The sequence below is a fragment of the Arthrobacter sp. NamB2 genome, from assembly GCF_005281365.1.
Taxonomy (GTDB): domain Bacteria; phylum Actinomycetota; class Actinomycetes; order Actinomycetales; family Micrococcaceae; genus Arthrobacter_D.
The window spans coordinates 509,060-528,781 of the sequence record NZ_SZWI01000001.1 but is presented as its reverse complement, the minus strand read 5'-3'; the positions used below and the strand labels follow the sequence as shown (position 1 = coordinate 528,781).

Here is a 19,722-nt window from a genome sequence, read left to right as displayed (position 1 = left end):
GTGTAATAGACTGCTACTACCCGAGAATACTAACTGCACCACCTGTGCCGGACCCGATGCACGGTGCCATGGCGCGGCCCGGAAGGAACACGTTGCACGTCGCTGACGCAGGCAATCCCCGCGTGTTCATCGTGATCACCACCTACAACCGCGCAACTCACCTGCAGGAACTCCTCGGCTCGATCGCCGGCCTCGATCCTGCCCCCGCCGGCGTCGTCGTCGTCGACAATGCGAGCACGGACAGCACGGCCGAGGTGCTCGGCGCCCTCGACCTCCCGGTCCCTGTCATCGTCGAACGCCTGCCCCGCAACGTCGGCGGGTCCGGCGGTTTCGCGGCCGGGGCGGCCCGCGCGCTGGCCGAGGGCGCCGGGTGGCTGTGGCTCATGGATGACGACGTCGTCGTGCTGCCGGACGCACTGGCCTCCTTCGCGCCCTGGATGCCCCGCTACTCCTGCATCCACGGCCGCCGCTACGACCACGCGGGCAACCCCTTCTTCTGGCAGCACATCCTCAACGAGACCATCGGAGTCCACCTGCCCGTCCGGGGGAACGTCTTCGAGCAGTCGCCCGTGTTCCACACCAACGTCGGCTGCTTCGAGGGAATGCTGGTGTCCGCCGACGTCGTCCGCGAGATCGGCCTGCCCGACGCGCGGTTCTTCCTCAACGGCGACGATCTCACCTACGGCTGGCTCATCTCGCAGCGGTACCCGGTGGCCTACGTCGATGCTTTCGTCCTGCGGAAGACACGGGCGCAGCGCCAGGTGGACCTCGGAGTCCGACACCTCAACGACTCGAGCGACCTCTCCAGGTTCTGCGGCATGCGCAACCGGGGTCACCTCGCGCGCTACCTGCAGCTGCACGGGCGTTACAGCAGACTCGGTTTCGGCGTCGGAACCCTCCTGTCCGCTGCGAAGGAGATCATCCGGCTGGTCGCCGTCGAGCACTCACTCGCCGGCTCGTCGTCCGTGTGGCGCGGCTGGCGCGCCGCGCGGACCATCCTGCGTGATCCCGACTGGCAACCGGAGCCGCCCCTGGAGCCGCAGCCGCGCCGGTCGGCCGACGCCGACCGGCCCGGGGCGGCACGATGAGCTGGCTCGTCCTCGGCGGTAGCGGCTTCGTCGGCTCCGCCGTGCTGCGCGCCCTGCATTCCGCCGGTATCGAAGCGCACGCTGCCCCGGCGCCGCGCCTGACTACGGCGGCGGACACCCCCACGGCCCTCCTCGAGGCGGCGGCGCTCAGCGACATCACGGAACTGCTGGCGGCGATCCGCGGTCACGACGTCGTCGTCAATGCGGCAGGACTTGCAACACCGTCCTCGGCGGGAGGCGATGGCCTGCTCGGGGCGAACGCCCTGCTTCCCGCGGTCGTCGCCCGCGCCGCTGCAGCGGCGGGCGCACGGCGCGTCATCCACCTGAGCAGTGCCGCCGTGCAGGGGCGGACGCCGGTCCTCGACGAGACCGACGCCGTCCGGCCCTTCTCCGCGTACTCGCGCAGCAAGGCACTCGGTGAGCAGGCACTGGCCCTGGCCGCGGAGCGGGAACCCGAAATATCGGTCGTCACGATCCGCGCCACGTCGGTGCAGGGACAGGGACGACCGACCACGACGGCACTCGTGCGGCTCGCCCGTTCTCCGCTCGCGTCGGTGGCTTCACCCGGAGACGCGGCATCGCCCATCACGTCCGTCGACGCGCTCGCCGAACTGGTGATCGCCGTCGGCCGGCACGAGGGTCCTCTTCCGGCCCGGGTGCTGCAGCCCTGGGAGGGACTCACTGTCCGGTCGGTGCTCGAAGCGGCCGGCGGGCGTCCGCGCGTCCTGCCTGCCGGGCTGTGCAGGCTCGCGGTCGGGATCGGATATGCACTGTCAGCCCTGGTTCGCGGGCGCCTCGACGGTCATGTCCGGCGGGCCGAACTCATGTGGTTCGGGCAGGACCAGGTGGCGGGTTGGGCCACCGACCACGGCCTCGAACCGACGGCGAGGGTGCAGTCCGTCCTCGCCGCGGCAGCAGGGTCACGGTCGGACGCCGCCTGACCCTGGCCCACCTGCGGGTCCGCTACTGATCCCGCCGGATGCTTTCTTCCCCGTCGATGCCGTCGATGCCGTCGATCCCGACGACTCCTGGAACGACCTCGCGCAGGCGCTCCAGCGACAGCGTGCCCTGGCGGACGACGCGCAGTACCTCGCCGGTCGCGTCCACGATCGTGGAGCCCGTCCCGTCGCCCGACGTCCGTGGCCCGGCGTCGAGGTACACACTCACGGACTCGGCGAGCTGGGCTGCGGCATCCGCTGCCGTCGTCGCGGCGGGCTGACCGGTCCGGTTCGCGGAGGACACGGCGAGCGGGCCCGTGAGCGTCAGCAGTTCCAGGGCGACGTCGTCGTCCGGCATGCGCAGGGCAACCGTTCCCAGGGTGTCCCCGAGGTCCCAGGTCAGGGAGGGCTGCGCGTGGAAGATCAGCGTGAGGCCGCCGGGCCAGAACGCCTCCGCGAGCCTGCGGGCATCGGAGTGGACGTCCGTCGCGAGGCCGTCGAGTGTCTGGATCCGCGGAATGAGTACGGGCGGCGGCATGTTCCGGCCCCGGCCCTTGGAGGCCAGCAGCGTGGCGACCGCCTGCGGGGAGAAGGCGTCCGCGCCGATCCCGTACACCGTGTCGGTCGGCAGGACGACACACTGCTTGAGCGACACGGCGCGCTGGGCCGCAGCGAGTCCTTCGCTGCGCTGGGCGGGATCTGAGCAGTCGTAGCTAGTGGTCACGGGTTCATCCTTCCATTCCCGGCGGGGACTCTGCACATCGCGATCCTGCTGCGTTCCACGAGCCCCTGATCCGATCGGCGGAGCCCCTTCTGGGAGCGTCAGGCCGACGGCGGCGGACCGAATCCCGAGCCGCGAAGCCCGGCGGAGTACGCGGCGAACCAGGCACGCAGTCCCTTGAGGTCACCGTGCGTGAGGAAGTAATAGGGGAACCCGATGACGTCGGCGCCGAACCATCGGAGGTTACGGTACTTTCGGGCGAGGTAGGCCCGATTGCGGAAGTAGGAGAAACGCTTGAACTCGCCGTCCGGGATGACCGGGGTGATGAACCCACCGAAGATCGGCTTCATCTCCGACCAGGTGGCAGGGTGCCGGACAGCCACCGTGGCCAGCGTGCCGTACTTCAGGCCCGCCCTGCGGACACGTGCGAGGAAGTCCACCTCGTCGCCCCGGATGAAGAACTTCATGTCCGGCAATCCGATCCTGGAGAACACGTCCGCACGGATCAGTGCACCATTGAAGAAGTGCACCATGTTGGGCAGGTAGCCCATCGGCTCCAGGACGGCGCGGTCGTTCGTGAGCAGTCCGTTGATACGGAAGTTGAAGGACAGCCGGGTCGGGTCCGAGGTCGCGGCCACCAGCGGGCTCACGATGTCCAGATCGTGCTCGTGGGCCGCGCGGAGCAACTCGGCGAGGCACCGCTCGTCCTCCGGGTGGCCGTCGTCGTCCATCAGCCAGATCCACTGCGCACCGCTTGCGATGGCCGCGAGGATGGCGAAGGCGAAACCGCCGGCACCGCCCAGGTTCGCCTCGGAGCGCAGGTAGTGGATCGGGGTTCCGGCCTCGCCTGCAGGGCCGGGGTTCGCCGCACGTGCCGCGTCGACCACGGCGGTTGCCGGATGCGTGCCCGAGTCCACCAGCGCCACGGTCCGGATCGGTGCACTCTGCACCGCCAGGGAGCGCAGGAGTTGTGCCAGCTCCTCGTGGCGGTCGTAGGTGACGGCCGCGACGGCAACGGTGTCGGTGATGCCGTCGGCCCTGTCGGTGATGCTGTCGGTGGCGCCGTCGGTGGAAGCGTCCGTGGTGCGGTCCGTCATCGTGCTGCCTTTCGGGTCGGGTCCAGCGGGGCCGGCGTGGAATCGAGCACGGCGCTGGTGGCCCTGTCGCGGCCGCTGAGGTCCTGGTCGGTCGAGATCGCCGTCCACACTCCCGCCTGCTCGAGGAACGAGGCGACCCAGGGTGCCTGCACCTCCGCATGCTCCATGACGAAGTAGCCGCCCACCCGGAGGAGGCGAGCCGCCGAAGCAGCGGCCGCACGGGGCAGCTGCATGCCGTCCGCTCCCCCGCCGTAGAGCGCCATCTGCGGGTCGTGCTCCGCCACCTCGGGCTCGTTGGGCACCGCGTCCGCGGGGATGTAGGGCGGATTGGACACGACGATGTCGAAGGTGCCGTTGTGCTCGGGAAGCGCGGTGGCCAGATCGCCCTGAACGAGCCGCACCCCGAACGGCGAGAGGTTGGGACCGGCCCAGGCCAGCGCGAGGTCGCTGAGTTCGACGGCGTGGACTTCCGCGCCGGGCACTTCGTCGGCCACCGCCGCCGCGATCGCTCCGGATCCGGTCCCGAGGTCCACGATCTTCGGGTTCCGCAGCCCGGTTGCGCGGTCGATGACGAGCTGCGCGACGGTCTCGGTCTCGGGCCGCGGCACGAAGACGCCAGGCCCGACGGCGAGTTCGACGCGCCTGAAGGACGCGGTGCCGGTGAGGTGCTGCAGCGGAACGCGGCGGGCGCGCTCATCGACGAGTTCCTCGAAGCCCGCCGGCGTCTCCGCCCCGATCAGCGCCAGGGCGCGCAGCCTGCCACGGGAGATCCCGAGGAGATGAGCGGCCAGGAGCTCGGCATCCACGCGGGGGCTGGGCACGCCGGCCTCGCGGAGCCGCCGCTCGGCTGCCCGCAGGGCTTCCTCCACGACTACTCGTCCGAGCCGATGGCGTCCAGGCGCGCCTGCTCGTCCATCTCGATCGCGGACTGCACCACGGGCTCGAGCTCGCCGTTCATGACGGCATCGAGGTTGTAGGCCTTGTAGCCCGTGCGGTGGTCGGCGATGCGGTTCTCCGGGTAGTTGTAGGTGCGGATACGTTCCGAGCGGTCCATGGTGCGAATCTGCGACTTCCGGATGTCCGAGTTCGCGGCATCGATCTTCTCCTGCTCGTGCGCCAGGATGCGTGAACGGAGAACCCGCATCGCTGCTTCGCGGTTCTGCAGCTGCGACTTCTCGTTCTGCATCGCGACGACGATCCCGGTGGGAAGGTGGGTGATGCGCACGGCGGAGTCCGTGGTGTTGACGGACTGCCCACCGGGCCCCGAGGACCGGTAGACGTCGATCTTCAGGTCGTTCTGGTTGATCTCGACCTCTTCCGGCTCGTCGACCTCGGGCAGCACGAGGACGCCTGCCGCCGAGGTGTGGATGCGGCCCTGCGACTCGGTGACCGGCACGCGCTGCACGCGGTGCACGCCGCCCTCGAACTTGAGCCGGGCATAGACGCCCTCGGCAGGATCGTTCGAGGACCCCTTGATGGCCATCTGGACGTCCTTGTAGCCGCCGAGGTCGGACTCGTTCGCCGAGATGAGCTCGGTCTTCCAGCCCCTGGACTCGGCGTACCGCGCGTACATCCGCAGCAGGTCGCCGGCGAACAGGGCGGCCTCGTCGCCTCCCTCGCCACCCTTGACCTCGATGATGACGTTGCGGCCGTCGTTGGGGTCGCGCGGGATCAGCAGGCGGCGCAGTCGCTCCTGCGCGGTGGCGAGCTGCTCCTGCAGCACAGGCACCTCTGCAGCGAACTCGGGGTCCTCGGACGCCATCGAGCGGGCCGCCTCGAGGTCGTCGTTGAGTGCGGCCCATTGGTTGTGCGCGTCGACGATGCGGCCGAGCTCCGCGTACCGCCGGCCGAGCTTCCGTGCCAGCGCCTGGTCGGTGTGCACAGCGGGATCGGCGAGCTGGTCCTGCAGCTCGGAGTGTTCGTCGAGCAGCCCCTGGATGGACTCAAACATCGGGTGTACCTCTTTCGGCTTGTGCAGCCAGTCTACGAAGGACGGGACGGCGGGACCGACCGGTTCGCGGCCGAGCGGTGGTCATGCCTGTCGTCCCGGCGCCGGTCGTTCCTCCCGGCGCGTGGGCTTAAGCAGGAAACCGCCCTGGAACGGGCCACCGAACCCGTCGCACCCGGCAGGCAGTCCTGCCTGCCGGGTGGTGTCGAGTCGTGGCCGCGTTCCGGGCGGTTCCGTGGTGCTAGTCGGAGTCCTTGGAGCCCAGTGTGGTCTTCTGGACCTGCATCAGGAACTCGACATTGGACTGCGTCTCCCGGATCTTGTTGGTGAGCAGTTCGAGTGCCTGCTGAGTCTCCAGACCCGACAGCACGCGACGCAGCTTCCACATGATCTTGACCTCGTCGGGCGAGAGCAGGTTCTCCTCACGGCGCGTGCCGGACGCGTTGACGTCCACCGCGGGGAAGATGCGCTTGTCGGCGAGGCTGCGCGAGAGGCGGAGCTCCATGTTGCCCGTACCCTTGAACTCCTCGAAGATGACCTCGTCCATCTTGGACCCGGTCTCGACGAGTGCCGTCGCGAGGATGGTGAGCGAGCCGCCGTTCTCGATGTTGCGGGCGGCGCCGAAGAAGCGCTTCGGCGGGTAGAGCGCTGCCGAGTCGACACCACCGGAGAGGATGCGGCCCGACGCCGGAGCGGCCAGGTTGTATGCACGTCCGAGGCGGGTCATCGAATCGAGGAGCACGACGACGTCCATGCCCATCTCGACGAGACGCTTGGCGCGCTCGATGGAGAGTTCGGCGACCGTGGTGTGGTCGTCGGCGGGACGGTCGAAGGTCGAGGCGATGACCTCACCCTTGACCGTGCGCTGCATGTCCGTGACTTCCTCGGGGCGCTCGTCCACGAGGACCATCATGAGGTGGACCTCGGGGTTGTTGATCGTGATCGCGTTGGCGATGGCCTGCAGGATGAGCGTCTTACCGGCCTTCGGGGGCGAGACGATCAGGCCACGCTGGCCCTTGCCGATCGGGGCCACGAGGTCGATCACGCGCGGACCGATCTTCTTGGGATCGGTCTCGAGGCGCAGGCGGTCCGAAGGGTAGAGCGGCACGAGCTTCGCGAACTCGACGCGGTCCTTCAGGTCCTCGGCGGGCTTGCCGTTCACGGAGGTGACGCGGACCAGCGCGTTGAACTTCTGGCGGGCACTGGCTTGGGTCTCGCCCTCACGCGGTGCACGGATGGCGCCGACGACGGCGTCTCCCTTGCGCAGGTTGTGCTTCTTGACCTGAGCGAGCGACACGTAGACGTCGTTCGGCCCCGGCAGGTAGCCGGAGGTGCGGACGAACGCGTAGTTCTCGAGGACGTCGAGGATGCCCGCCACGGGCAGCAGGACGTCGTCATCGGTGACCTCGACGTCGTCGACCTCGGGGTTCTGGTTGCGGCCGCGGCGACGGTCGTTGCGCTCGTTACGGTCGCGGAAGCGGCTGTTGCGGTCCTCGGGGCCGTTGGAACCGTTGCGGTTCGCGCGGTTGCGACGGTTGCGTCCGCCACCCTCGACGTCGTTGGCGCCGTTGCCGTTCGAACGATTGTCACTGCGCTCGCTGCCGTTGCGGCCGTTGTCGCTCTGGCCATCGCCATTGGACGCGCCGCCGTTGGAGCCGTTGCTGCGGTCGTCGTCGCGTCCGCTGCGGGAACGGCTGCGGCGCTCGTTGCGGTCGCCGCGACCCTCGCCCTGCTGTCCGGACGGGACATCGGCCTGGGCATCGTTCTGTCCGGCGTTGTCGGAATCACCCTGGCCGCTGGACTGCGTATCGTTCTGTCCCGACTGGACGTCGGAACGGTCCTCACCGCGGCGGCTGCGGCGGTTGCGCTGGTTGCGGCCACCGTTCTCGCGCTCGGTGCGGTCGCCGCGGTCCTGCTGCTCGCCGCTGGCGTCCTCGACGGCGTCGCGCGACGGGGCCTCGACCTGCTCGCCCGTTGCGACGGCGACGTCGGCGGCGGGTGCGGAGACGACGCCGTCACTGCCTGCGCGGCGGTTGCGGTTGCGTGTGCGCGGCTGGCGCTCGGCCGGCGCGGACTGCTCGTCCTGGGACCGGTCGGTGGCTGGCTCGGCCGTGGTGCCGGCGGCGGGGCGCTCTGCGTCGGCGCTGCGCTCGGTGCGCACCGCCGGGGCCTTCTGGCGGTCCGCGACGGCGGACCCGCGCTGGTGGTCGGAGATCGCCGACACGAGGTCGCTCTTGCGCATCCTCGATCCGCCGGTGATTCCCAGCTGGCCGGCAAGGGCCTGGAGCTGGGCGAGCTTGAGGCCTGCGAGGCCACTGCTCTTGGAAGTCGATGCGCCGGTTGCTTCAGCGTCTTGGGTGGCCACACCTGGTAACAGGTCAGTGGTTTCAGTCACGAAGGATCCTTCCCCCTCGTCGGGCGGCCACCTGATCAGTGGTCCGCGGTGGTTTGCCCCGTGCCGCATGGCAGTCCGGGTGGCCGGAGGCGATCCGGCTGCGGCTGGGTGTGCTGTGCTGTGAGCCTGAGGATGTCGATGTGCAGGAGGTTGGTCCGCACGCACAAAGAAAAGGTCGGAGGCTACACCGGAGGTTGTGCCACTGCTGATAAGACCTGCAGTTTCGTGGCGGTCTAGAGAAGAAGACGGCCAGCTCAACAGAAGCGCACGGTGCCTGTCGACTGACTGGGCAGTTTCACTAGGCACAGCAGATCCGCGTGAACGGTGTACTACCCTCGGTGCACTCCCACTTTAGCACCTTCCCGCTCCACCACGAGCCGGAGAATTCGCCAGTTCTGCGGCGTGTCGCCCTGTCCGATCACCTGGCGGACCGCTTCCTCGGCGGCGAGTGCGCCGTCCTCCCCCACTGCGAGGGTCAGGATGCTCGGACCGGCCCCGGAGATGGTGCTGGCGAATCCTGCCGAACGGAGTCCGCGCAGCAGCGTGGCGCTCGGCAGCATGGCCTGGGCCCGGTAGTCCTGGTGCAGGGAGTCCTGGGTGGCGAAGAAGAGCAGCGACGGGTCCGTGCTGAGGGCGTGCACCAGGAGCGCGGCGCGGCCGGCGTTGGCGGCCGCGCTGTGGTGGGACACCGACGGCGGGAGGAGTGCGCGGGCACTCTCCGTGGAGAGCGCGACGTCCGGTACGGCGACCACGGGAACGACGTCGGGGTGCACCTCGACCCGCGTGCTGTGGAAAGCGCGGCCGCTCTCCCAGGAGATGGCCAGCGACCCCATGAGGGCCGGCGCGACGTTGTCCGGGTGTCCCTCGATGGAGGCCGCCCACTGCAGGAGCTGCGTGGCATCGAGCCGCTCGTCCTCGGGAAGCAGCGCATTGCCCGCAAGGACCCCGGCCACGATCGCGGCGGCGGAGGACCCCATGCCCCTGCCGTGCGGGATGACGTTGGTCGTGTCGAGCTCGAGCCCTGGCGCGCGGTGCCCCGCTCGGTGCAGCGTGCTGATCAGCGTGCGCGCGATCAGGTGGCTCTCGTCGGTGGGCAGACCCTGCACGCCCTCACCCGTGGCACGAACGGTCGTCACCCCGGACGCCGTGGTCCTGACACGGACGGTATCGTGCAGCGTCAGCGCGAGTCCCAGGGTGTCGAACCCCGGTCCGAGGTTCGCGCTGGTCGCAGGAACGGTGACCTCGACGTCCTGCCCGGCATCGACGGTCGGCAGGTCGAGGACGTCCGCGGGTCGCGGTGCCGCGTGGAGGCCCGGCATGTCAGTCCTCGAGACCAAGCGCGGCGGCGACGCTCACGACGTCGAACTCGACCTTCGTGGGCTCGACGTCGGCGCCGTCCGCCGTGCGCAGCGCCCACTGCGGGTCCTTCAGCCCGTGACCCGTGACGGTGATGACGATCGTCTTGCCCGCGGGGACCATGCCCTCCGCGTGCTTCTTGATCAGTCCCGCGACCCCGGCCGCGGAGGCGGGCTCCACGAAGACTCCCTCGCGGGAGGACAGCCACCGGTGCGCGTCGAGGATCTCCTCGTCCGTCACGGCCTCGATGAGTCCACCGGACTCGTCGCGCGCGGCGACAGCGAAGTCCCAGGAGGCGGGATTGCCGATCCGGATGGCGGTCGCGATCGTATCGGGCTCCGTGATCGGGTGACCCTTGACGAGCGGCGATGCGCCCTCGGCCTGGAAGCCCCACATGATCGGGGTGCGCGTGGCGACGGCGGGAAGCTCACCGTGGTGCATCGAGGCGTAGGGTGCCGCGTACTCCTTGTAACCCTTCCAATACGCGCTGATGTTGCCGGCGTTGCCGACGGGCATCAGATGGTAGTCGGGAGCATCACCCAGGGTGTCGACGACCTCGAAGGCGGCGGTCTTCTGACCCTCGAGACGTGCAGGGTTGACCGAGTTCACGAGGAACACGGGATAGGCCTCCGCGAGCTTCCGGGCGACGTCGAGGCAGTTGTCGAAGTTCCCGTTGACCTGCAGGAGCTGCGCGCCGTGTGCGATGGCCTGGCTTAATTTGCCCATGGAGATCTTGCCGTCGGGCACCAGGACGGCGCACGTGATGCCGGCCTGCGTGGCGTAGGCGGCGGCGGAGGCGGACGTGTTGCCCGTCGACGCACAGACGACGGCCTTGGCTCCCGCGGCCACGGCAGCCGTCATGGCCATCGTCATGCCACGGTCCTTGAACGACCCCGTGGGATTCATGCCCTCGACCTTGAGGTAGACGGCGGAACCCGTCAGCTCCGAGAGGTGCCGTGCGTGCACGAGCGGCGTTCCGCCCTCGCCGAGGGTGATGACCTCGGTGGCATCGGTGACGGGCAGGCGTTCGGCGTACTCGCGGATGACTCCGCGCCACTGGTGGGCCACTTAGATTCCCTCTACTCGGAGAACGGATGATACGGCGGTGATGACATCGAGAGCGGCGACCTGCTTGACCGTCGCGGCGAGGGACGCCTCGGGCGCCCGGTGCGTGACGATCCGCAACGCGGCCGTGGTGCCGCCGTCGGGCCCGCCCTGGTGGATGCGCTGGCGCATCGTCTCGATGGACACGCCGTTCTCGGCGAAGATCTGCGCGATGCGCGCCAGGACGCCGGGCTGGTCGGCGACCTGCAGGCCGATGCAGTAACTCGTCCGGACGGTGTCCAGGCTCAGCGGCGGGACGTGGCCGGTGGTGGTCTCCGTGCGGCCCGGGCCACCGAGCACCATCCTCCGTGCGGCACTGACGACGTCGCCGAGCACGGCCGACGCCGTAGGGGTACCGCCTGCACCCTGGCCGTAGAACATGAGCTCGCCGGCGTTCTCGGCCTCGACGAAGACGGCGTTGAAGGCGCCACGGACGGCTGCGAGCGGGTGCGACCTCGGCAGGAGGGTCGGGTGGACGCGCACGCCTACCCCTGGCGCACCGGCGTCGTCGGTCAGCATCTCCGCGATCGCCAGCAGCTTGATGACGTAGCCGTCCTCGGCGGCGGCCGCGATGTCGTCGGCCGTGACGGCCGTGATGCCCTCGCAGTAGACGTTCTCAAGGGCGAAGCGTGTGTGGAAGGACAGCGAGGCGAGGATCGCGGCCTTCGCGGCGGCGTCGTGCCCCTCGACGTCGGCGGTCGGATCCGCCTCGGCGTAGCCGAGGTCCTGGGCGGCCTTCAGGGCGTCGGCGAACTGCGCTCCCGTGGAGTCCATCTGGTCGAGGATGTAGTTCGTCGTCCCGTTGACGATGCCGAGTACGCGCGTGATGCGGTCGCCCGAGAGGCTGTCGCGGATCGGACGGAGGATCGGAACGGCACCCGCGACGGCGGCTTCGTAGGACAGCTGGACGCCCGCGGCGTCTGCCTGCTCGTAGAGCTCGGGACCGTCCTGCGCGAGCAGGGCCTTGTTGCCGCTGACCACGGTGGCGCCGTGGCGGATCGCGCGCAGGATGAGCGACTTGGCCGGCTCGATGCCGCCCATCAGCTCGATGACGATGTCCGCCTTCTCCACGAGCGCCTCGGCATCCGTCGTGAGGAGCCCGTCGGGGAGCACGACGTCGCGCTGCGCATCAAGGGAGCGGACGGCCACGCCGACGAGTTCGAGCGGGGCGCCGGCACGACGGCCGAGGTTCTCCGCGTCCTCGAGGAGGATGCGGGCTACCTGCGACCCGACGTTGCCGCAGCCGAGCAGGGCTACGCGCAGGGGCTGTGCGGTGGGCGTTGATGGGTAGTTCATGCTGTCCGTGAGGCTCCTGGATCCGTGGCGGGCACTGCGGTTTCGCGCTGGACGTCCCTGCGGAACAGGTCCTCCTCGGTCTCGCCACGCACGATCAGCCGGGCGGCACCGTCGGCCACCGCCACGACGGGCGGACGCGTCAGGTAGTTGTAGTTGCTCGCGAGCACCCAGCAATAGGCGCCGGTGCCCGGAACGGCGAGGAGGTCACCGGCGCTGGTGTCCTCGGGGAGGTAGACGTCCCTCACCACAATGTCACCGCTCTCGCAGTGTTTTCCAACCACGCGTGACAGCACCGGCTGCGCCTCGGGTGTCCGGGAGGCCAGGACGGCCGAGTAATCCGCGCCGTAGAGCACCGGACGCGCGTTGTCACTCATCCCGCCGTCCACCGACACATAGCGTCGTGGATGCGTAACGGAGGTGTCGACCGCGACCTCCGATCCGTTCGCAGCCGCGTCGACGCGCACCGTTTTCGTGGTGCCCGCGGTGTACAGCGTGAAGGTGGTCGGGCCGACGATCGCTCGGCCGGGCTCGATCGAGATCCGCGGCACGCGCAGCTCCAGCTCGCGGCACGTCGCACCGACGACGGCCGCCATGGCCTGCGCGATCTCCGCTGCGGGTCGCGGCTCGTCCGCCTCGGTATAGGCGATGCCGTACCCGCCGCCGAGGTCGAGTTCCGCGAGTTCGACGCCGTGGCGGTCACGAACTCCCGCAAGGAAACCGAGGAGTCGCCGCGCCGCAAGCTCGAACCCTTCCGGTTCGAAGATCTGCGAACCGATGTGGCAGTGGACGCCGAGCAGGTTGATGCCCGGGTGCGCCAGGGCGTCGGCGACCGCGCGGGCTGCCGGCGAGCTGCCGCCGTCGTCGTTGCCGTCCGCCTGGCCCGGGCCCTGCTCCGTCGTCAGCGAAAGACCGAACTTCTGGTCCTCGTGCGCCGTCGCGATGAATTCGTGCGTGTGGGCGTGGACGCCCGGCGTCAGCCGGATCATCACGTTGGCCTGGCGGCCGAGCTGCAGCGCGAGGTCACCGACGAGCGAGACCTCCTGCAGGCTGTCCACGACGATCCGGCCCAGATCGGCCTCGATTGCACGCGTGATCTCCGCCGCGGACTTGTTGTTGCCGTGGAGTCCCAGTTTGTGGCCGGGAAGTCCCGCGCGGAGCGCTACCGCCAGCTCTCCCCCGGAGCACGTGTCGAGCCCGAGGCCCTCCTCCCGGACCCAGTGTGCCACTTCCGTGCACAGGAAGGACTTGCCCGCGTAGAACACGTCGACTCCCCCGCACAACTCCCGGAAGGCGTCGTCGAATGCGTCCCGGAACGTTGCGGCACGGGTTCGGAAGTCCCTCTCGGACACGACGAACAACGGCGTGCCGTACTGCTCGGCGAGTTCCGACACGGAGACTCCGTCGATCCGCAGGACGCCGTCTGGTCCGCGGTCCACGTTCTCGGCCCACAACTTGGAATCGAGCCGTGCCTGGTCCGCGGGAACGGACAGCCAGGAGGGTGCCAGCGGGGATGCTTCGGCGGCCACGGTCACATCCTCTCCGGTGCGGACACACCCAGGAGGTGAAGGCCGTTGGCCAGGACCTGCTGCGTCGCGTTGTTCAGCCACAGGCGGGAGCGGTGGACGTCCTCGACCGGCGCGTCACCAAGCGGTGCGACACGGCAGGCGTCGTACCAGCGGTGGTACGTGCCCGCGATGACCTCGAGATGGCGGGCCACGCGATGCGGCTCGCGGAACGTCGCGGACTGCGCGACGACGCCGGGGAACTGTCCGAGGGCGGCCAGCAGTTCACCCTCGGTGGGGTGGCTGAGCGAGGCGGCGTCGAAACCACTCGTGTCGACACCGGCTGATACGGCGTTGCGGGCGACCGCGTGCGTCCTTGCGTGGGCGTACTGCACGTAGAACACCGGGTTCTCGTTCGTGCGCCTGGTGAGGAGATCGAGGTCGATATCGATGTTGGAGTCGGCGGAGAACCGGGCCAGGGTGTACCTGGCGGCGTCGACACCGACCGCGTCGACGAGGTCCTCAAGCGTCACGACGGTCCCGGCGCGCTTGGACATGCGCACGGGCGCACCGTTCTGCATGAGGTTCACCATCTGACCGATGAGGACCTCGACGGTGTCGGGATCGTCGCCCAGGGCTGCGGCTGCAGCCTTCAGCCGTGCGACGTAGCCGTGGTGGTCTGCACCGAGCATGATGATGTTGAGGTCGAAGCCACGCCTGCGCTTGTTGACGTAGTAGCCGATGTCGCCCGCGATGTAGGCCGGCGATCCGTCCGACTTGATGACCACACGGTCCCGGTCGTCGCCGAAGTCGGTCGACCTGAGCCACCACGCGCCGTCCTCGAAGAAGAGGTTTCCCGATTCCTTCAACTGCTCGAGGAGGCCGCCGACGAAGTCGTTCTCGAACAGTGAGTGCTCGTGGAAGTAGACGTCGAAGTCGACGCCGAAGTCATGGAGCGACTTCTTGATGTCGGTGAACATGAAGTCGACGCCGACCACGCGGAAGCGCTCGATCGCCTCCGCCTCCTCGAGGGACAGGATGTCCGGTTCGGCGGCGACGACGCGCTGCGCGATGTCCTCGATGTACTGACCGCCGTAGCCGTCCTCGGGAGCAGCGTTGCCCGACGCGCTCGCATGGAGCGAGCGGGCGAACCGATCGATCTGCGCTCCGTGGTCGTTGAAGTAGTACTCGCGCACGACCGAGGCGCCCTGCGACTGGAGCACGCGGGCGAGTGCATCCCCGACCGCGGCCCAGCGGGTACCGCCGATGTGGATGGGACCGGTGGGATTGGCCGAGACGAATTCGAGGTTGATCTTCTGGCCGTTGAGGGCGTCGCTGCCGCCGTAGGCCGGACCCGCCTCGACGATGGTGCGGGCGAGCCCACCTGCCGCTCCGGCGTCGAGCGTGATGTTGAGGAAGCCCGGACCGGCGATGTCGACACTCTTCACGCCGTCGATCCCGGCGAGGCGATCGCTGAGGAGCTGGGCGAACTCACGCGGGTTCATCCCGGCCTTCTTGCCCAGCTGCAGGGCGATGTTTGTGGCCCAGTCGCCGTGCTCCCGGTTCTTCGGCCGCTCCACGCGCACCTCGGAGGGGAGGTCGACGCTGAAGGCGCCAGCCTCGACGGCGTCCTTCAGGCATGCGGAAATAGCGGCAGAGAGTTCTTCGGGAGTCACCCGTCAAGCATAGCGGCGCGGCCCCTGGCACCCCGGATTTCGTGACGCGGGCAACGGGAAGCCCGTCGCCCCGCCCGCCCCGGAGAAGGGAAGTGACGCGAACAACAGTCCATACCGCCGGAGGAAACGAATTCAGTCATGGAACGTTGGACCTGACAGAACGATCGGTCGTAGATTCAACCTTCTCCTTCGGTGCGGAACCATCCGCCCGGTCCCGACCCGACGATCCGCCAGGAGCACACAGTGACCAGTACAGGCCAGACCGAGACCCCCTCGACGACGTTCGCCCCGCGAACGGCGTTCCCGCTGCACAAGCGCGTGCTGACAGCCCTGGCCGCCGTCTCGATCCTTGGGGCAGCGGGGTGCGCCGGGGCGGAGGCCGAGAGCCCGGCGTCCGGGTCACAGGCAGCCGAGGCCCCGACCGGCGCCACCACGACCGCACCGGCGACCACTGAGGAACCGGCGACTGCGGCGCCCGGCGGGTCCGCGGCGGCGAGCGACCCTGCGCCCACGGCGGCTGCCGCCGGCGACCAGACCTACACGGACGGTACCTACACCCAGACGGGCTCCTACCAGTCCCCCGCGGGTCCGGAGGAAGTGGGCGTGACGATCACGCTCGAGGCCGACGTCGTCACCGCCGTCGAGGTCGAGCCGATGCCCGACAACCCGACCACCACGATGTACCAGGAGCGATTTGCCGGCGGTATCTCCGACGCCATCGTCGGGAAGAAGCTCGATGAGCTCGCTGTCGACAAGGTGGCGGGTTCCTCCCTGACCAGCGGCGGCTTCAACGAAGCGACCGGCAAGATCAAGAGCGAAGCGCAGATCTAGGCGTCCCGGCGTGGCCGATTCATTCAGCTTCGAGGCGATCGGCACGAACTGGCGCGTGGACAGCCGTGCGCCGCTGCTGCCGCGCCAGCGCACCGAGCTCCTGCAACTCGCCGAGGAGTACGACACGCTCTATTCGCGCTTCCGCCGGGATTCGGGCGTCGCGGCGCTCGCGGAATCCGGAGGGCATCTCCCGCTGCCGCGCCACGGGGCCGCGCTGGGCTCCCTCATGCGTACGCTGCACGATCTCACGGATGGTGGGGTCACGCCCCTGGTCGGCGAGCGCCTCGCGGCGCAGGGGTACGACGCCGACTACTCCTTCGTCCCCACAGCACCTCCATCCCCTGCCCGCGCCTGGGACGACCTCCTGGACTGGACGGCCGACGGCGTCACCCTCGCCGAACCGGCCCTCCTCGACGTCGGTGCCGCGGGCAAGGGCCAGCTCGTGGACCTCATGGTGGAGAGCCTCGTCGCGGCCGGGCATCAGGACGTGATCGTGGATGCCAGTGGTGACATGCGGCGGATCGGGGACGGATCCATCACCGTCGCGCTCGAGCATCCGTACGACGCATCGTCCGCCATCGGTACTGTCGGCCTCGGCTCCGGTGCACTGTGCGCGTCCGCCTCGAACCGCCGCACCTGGGGCGACGGCCTGCACCATGTCCTCGACGCCCGGACCGGCCGCTGCGTCGACACCGTCGTCGCCTCGTGGGTCCTCGCCGAGGACGCGATGACCGCCGATGGACTGTGCACCGCGCTGTTCGTCGCGGACCCCGTCGAGCTCGCAGGATCGTTCGATTTCGACTACGTCCTGATGTACTCGGACGGACGCGCCCGGTTCTCCATCCCACTTGCAGGAGCCCTTTTCTCATGACCGCAGCACTCGACGGCCTGCTGGGCCGCATCACCATGTATCGCCTGACGCTGATCCTGCTCCTGGTGCTGACCGTCGAGGCGCTCGTGCTCTCCCTGACCGGACTCCTCGCCTACACACCGGCCGAGATCGGCGGCACCCTCGTCGCCGCGGTCGGAGGAACCATCATCGGGACGCGGCTCATGGCCCTGATCCTGAGGTTGCGCCCCCACGGCGACTCCTCCCTCATCACGGGGCTGATCGTGTTCCTCATCATGTTCCCGTCGAGCACAGCGGCCGGACTGGGGGGCGTCCTCGTCGCCGGTATCGCGGCCGGCGCATCGAAGTTCCTCCTGGCCTTCAAGGGCCGGCACATCTTCAATCCGGCGGCGACCGGCGCCGTCGTCGCGACCCTGTTCGGCGTCGGCGCGGCGGCCTGGTGGGTTGCCAACGCCTACATGCTGCCCGTCGTCGCCGTCGGTGCGGCCCTGCTCCTCTACCGGACGCGGAAGCTCTCCATGGCCGCGGTGTTCCTGGTGGTGGCCCTCGGCATCCTGCTGTTCAACCTCGTGCAGGGCGGGATGCTCCCCGGGGCCGGCCTGCAGCTCGTCCTCACGTCCTATCCCGTCCTGTTCCTGCTCGGTTTCATGATGACCGAACCCCTGACACTCCCGCCCCTGCGCTGGCAGCAGTGGCTCTTCGCCGCGATCGTGGCCACTGTCTTCGCCCTGCAGGTGTCCATCGGACCCGTCTTCCTCGGTCCGGAGTTCGCGCTGGTCATCGGCAACGCGGTGGCCTTCCTGCTGGGGCAGCGGCGGGGCGTCCGGTTGTCCTTCGACGGATCGCGCCAACTCACGCCGACCAGTACGGAGCTCGTCTTCAGGCCGGCGAAACCCGTGCGTTTCCGAGCCGGCCAGTACATGGAACTGAGCATGCCGCACCGTGGTGCCGACAGCCGGGGCAGCCGCAGGGTCTTCAGCATCACGTCCGCGCCCCAGCAGTCCGACGCCGTGACCTTCGGACTGAGGACGACGGAAACGGGAAGCTCCTTCAAGAAGGCCCTCCTCGAGCTTCCGAAGGATGCGAGCATCACCGGCACCGTCGTCGGCGGCGACTTCACCCTGCCCCGCGATCCGTCCGTGCCGCTGCTGCTCGCCGCCGGGGGCATCGGCGTCACGCCCTTCATCAGCCAGCTCCGGGAACTCGCCGCACGGGGCGAGGAGCGAGACGTCGTCCTCGTCTACGCGGTCCGCAGCGTGCAGGAGATCGCGTTCCGCGACGAACTGACCGACCTGGGCACGCGCGTCGTGGTGTTCATGCCCTCCGCGGACGGCCTGCCGTCGCTCCCGGACGGCTGGACCTACGGAGGCGAGCGACCAGCCGCGGAGAAGCTCCTCGCCGCCGTACCGGACCTGAAGCAGCGCAAGGTGCTCGTCTCGGGATCGCCCTCGTTCATCGGGAACTTCCGCTCGGAGGTTCGCACGGCAGGTGTTTCGCGAGTGCGGACGGACGCCTTCCTGGGCTACTGACGACCGGCCCGGCACATACCGGGACGGTGCGGTCGTCGTGTAGCCGTGGTGCGCTCGCGTTTTCCCGACCTCTCCGGCACCTGCTAAGCTCGATGAGTCCCTTACGGGTACGGGAGTTCCCGTGTCTGCCTTCGTAGCTCAGGGGATAGAGCGTCTGCCTCCGGAGCAGAAGGTCGTAGGTTCGAATCCTATCGAGGGCACCAAGACTCATGCAGAGTCCACCGCCGTCGGCCATCAGGCCGACGGCGGTTCTGCGTTCCGGGGACCAGCCAGAAGTTTCGGGAACCCTCCAGGATGAGGACAGCTCCTGTCCTCCTGTCGTCGTACCGTTGACCCATGATCGAGACCTCGGCGCGCCTGCTGCAACTCCTGTCGCTGCTGCAGCTGAGACGCGAGTGGACCGGACCGGCACTGGCCCAGCGCATGGATGTCACGGAGCGCACGGTGCGCCGGGACATCGGGAAGCTGCGGACCCTCGGCTATCCGATCAACGCCTCGCCCGGCGTCGCCGGCGGCTACCAGCTCGGCGCCGGCGCTCAGCTGCCTCCCCTCCTGCTCGACGACGACGAGGCGCTCGCCGTCGCGATCGGGCTCACCGCGGTCACGGCCAGCCCGGTCTCCGGCGTCGGTGAAGCCTCCGTCCGTGCTCTCACGAAGCTCGAGCAGGTCCTGCCGCCGCGACTGCGGCCCCGCTTCTCGGGCCTGCGCTCCGCCGTGACGCGCATGGCCGCGGCCAGCACCCCCGTCAATCCCGAGGTGCTCACGGCCCTCTCGGCAGCCATCACGGAACGGCGCAGTGTCGCCTTCCGCTACGACCGCCACGACGGAGAGTCGTCGCGACGCGTCGTCGAGCCGTACCGCCTCGTGGACACGGGACGGCGGTGGTACCTGGTCGCCTTCGACCGCACGCGCGACGACTGGAGGACGTTCCGCGTCGACCGCTGCCAGAGCGTGCCCGTGGCACGGGACCGCTTCGTGCCGCGTCCCCTGCCGGCCGCGGACCTGGCAGCGTACGTCCAGGAGTCGATCACGCGCTCGCCCTATTCCTACGACGCCGTCATCCGGTTCCACGCGCCCGTGCACGAGCTGGAGACCCGCGTTCCGTCGAGCACAGGGACGCTGGAGGCGGACGGCGACTACACGGTGCTGCGTGCCGGTTTCGACTCCCTCGATTTTCCGCTGGCCTACCTGGCGAGCTGGGACATCGACTTCGAGGTGCTGGAGCCCGCCGAGATGCGCGAGCGTGCCGTCGTCGTCGCCGAGCGGCTCCGCCGGTCCGCCGCGGCCCCGACGGCGAGCGCGACACCCGGCGTGTCCGACGGCGCGGAGCGGGCGCACTCCAGCCCTCGGTGAACGCCCGCCTGCCGTCCGGTGCGAGGAACTAGACTGGC

The 19,722-nt window shown here is 69.3% G+C and carries 16 protein-coding genes and 1 tRNA gene; 7 read left to right on the top strand and 10 right to left on the bottom strand.

The features are described 5' to 3' along the window. The first annotated feature begins 92 nt into the window (after positions 1-92). On the top strand, positions 93-1,088 hold the full coding sequence (locus tag FDK12_RS02395) for a glycosyltransferase (RefSeq protein WP_189636235.1): 996 nt from the start codon (positions 93-95) through the stop codon (positions 1,086-1,088). Next, positions 1,085-2,029 carry an NAD-dependent epimerase/dehydratase family protein gene (locus FDK12_RS02390; protein ID WP_137368031.1) on the top strand — a complete coding sequence of 315 codons (945 nt, stop codon included), beginning with the start codon at positions 1,085-1,087 and terminating at the stop codon, positions 2,027-2,029. Before FDK12_RS02395 ends, FDK12_RS02390 begins: the two co-directional genes overlap by 4 nt. Positions 2,030-2,051: 22 nt before the next feature. On the opposite strand, the gene FDK12_RS02385 is transcribed toward FDK12_RS02390, so the two are convergent. From FDK12_RS02385 to argS, 10 genes are all read right to left on the bottom strand, one after another. After that, on the bottom strand, positions 2,052-2,750 hold the full coding sequence (locus tag FDK12_RS02385) for an L-threonylcarbamoyladenylate synthase (RefSeq protein ID WP_137368030.1): 699 nt from the start codon (positions 2,748-2,750) through the stop codon (positions 2,052-2,054). 98 nt (positions 2,751-2,848) lie between these two features. After that, positions 2,849-3,844: a glycosyltransferase family 2 protein gene (locus FDK12_RS02380; RefSeq protein ID WP_317616703.1), complete on the bottom strand. Its 996-nt coding sequence runs from the start codon at positions 3,842-3,844 to the stop codon at positions 2,849-2,851. After that, complete coding sequence (gene prmC, locus FDK12_RS15170; protein ID WP_223263038.1) at positions 3,841-4,713, bottom strand: peptide chain release factor N(5)-glutamine methyltransferase; 873 nt, start codon at positions 4,711-4,713, stop codon at positions 3,841-3,843. Before prmC ends, FDK12_RS02380 begins: the two co-directional genes overlap by 4 nt. A gap of 2 nt (positions 4,714-4,715) precedes the next feature. Beyond that, positions 4,716-5,795 (bottom strand): peptide chain release factor 1, encoded by a 1,080-nt coding sequence (gene prfA, locus FDK12_RS15165; protein WP_223263037.1) that lies wholly within the window; start codon positions 5,793-5,795, stop codon positions 4,716-4,718. 238 nt (positions 5,796-6,033) lie between these two features. Next, complete coding sequence (gene rho / locus FDK12_RS02370) at positions 6,034-8,187, bottom strand: transcription termination factor Rho (RefSeq protein ID WP_137368029.1); 2,154 nt, start codon at positions 8,185-8,187, stop codon at positions 6,034-6,036. Positions 8,188-8,516: 329 nt separating this feature from the next. After that, on the bottom strand, positions 8,517-9,506 hold the full coding sequence (thrB, locus tag FDK12_RS02365) for a homoserine kinase (RefSeq protein ID WP_137368028.1): 990 nt from the start codon (positions 9,504-9,506) through the stop codon (positions 8,517-8,519). A gap of 1 nt (position 9,507) precedes the next feature. Further along, positions 9,508-10,611 (bottom strand): threonine synthase, encoded by a 1,104-nt coding sequence (gene thrC, locus FDK12_RS02360; protein ID WP_137368027.1) that lies wholly within the window; start codon positions 10,609-10,611, stop codon positions 9,508-9,510. Then, positions 10,612-11,943: a homoserine dehydrogenase gene (locus FDK12_RS02355; RefSeq protein ID WP_137368026.1), complete on the bottom strand. Its 1,332-nt coding sequence runs from the start codon at positions 11,941-11,943 to the stop codon at positions 10,612-10,614. Then, the gene (lysA, locus tag FDK12_RS02350; RefSeq protein ID WP_137368025.1) at positions 11,940-13,475 is read right to left on the bottom strand and encodes a diaminopimelate decarboxylase; all 1,536 of its coding nucleotides are present in this window, start codon (positions 13,473-13,475) and stop codon (positions 11,940-11,942) included. Before lysA ends, FDK12_RS02355 begins: the two co-directional genes overlap by 4 nt. Next, positions 13,472-15,121: an arginine--tRNA ligase gene (argS, locus tag FDK12_RS02345; protein WP_137368024.1), complete on the bottom strand. Its 1,650-nt coding sequence runs from the start codon at positions 15,119-15,121 to the stop codon at positions 13,472-13,474. The genes lysA and argS overlap by 4 nt, the downstream gene beginning before the upstream one ends. A gap of 243 nt (positions 15,122-15,364) precedes the next feature. On the opposite strand from argS, the gene FDK12_RS02340 reads away from it, so the two are divergent. From FDK12_RS02340 to FDK12_RS15160, 5 genes are all read left to right on the top strand, one after another. Continuing rightward, positions 15,365-15,952: an FMN-binding protein gene (locus tag FDK12_RS02340; protein WP_223263036.1), complete on the top strand. Its 588-nt coding sequence runs from the start codon at positions 15,365-15,367 to the stop codon at positions 15,950-15,952. 10 nt (positions 15,953-15,962) lie between these two features. Further along, on the top strand, positions 15,963-16,823 hold the full coding sequence (locus FDK12_RS02335) for an FAD:protein FMN transferase (protein ID WP_137368023.1): 861 nt from the start codon (positions 15,963-15,965) through the stop codon (positions 16,821-16,823). Then, positions 16,820-18,331, top strand: a complete 1,512-nt coding sequence (locus tag FDK12_RS02330; RefSeq protein ID WP_137368022.1) for an FAD-dependent oxidoreductase — start codon at positions 16,820-16,822, stop codon at positions 18,329-18,331. Before FDK12_RS02335 ends, FDK12_RS02330 begins: the two co-directional genes overlap by 4 nt. Before the next feature lie 127 nt (positions 18,332-18,458). After that, positions 18,459-18,534 (top strand) — tRNA-Arg (locus tag FDK12_RS02325). A 133-nt stretch (positions 18,535-18,667) separates the two neighbouring features. Then, the gene (locus FDK12_RS15160; RefSeq protein ID WP_137368021.1) at positions 18,668-19,684 is read left to right on the top strand and encodes a helix-turn-helix transcriptional regulator; all 1,017 of its coding nucleotides are present in this window, start codon (positions 18,668-18,670) and stop codon (positions 19,682-19,684) included. Positions 19,685-19,722: the final 38 nt, after the last annotated feature.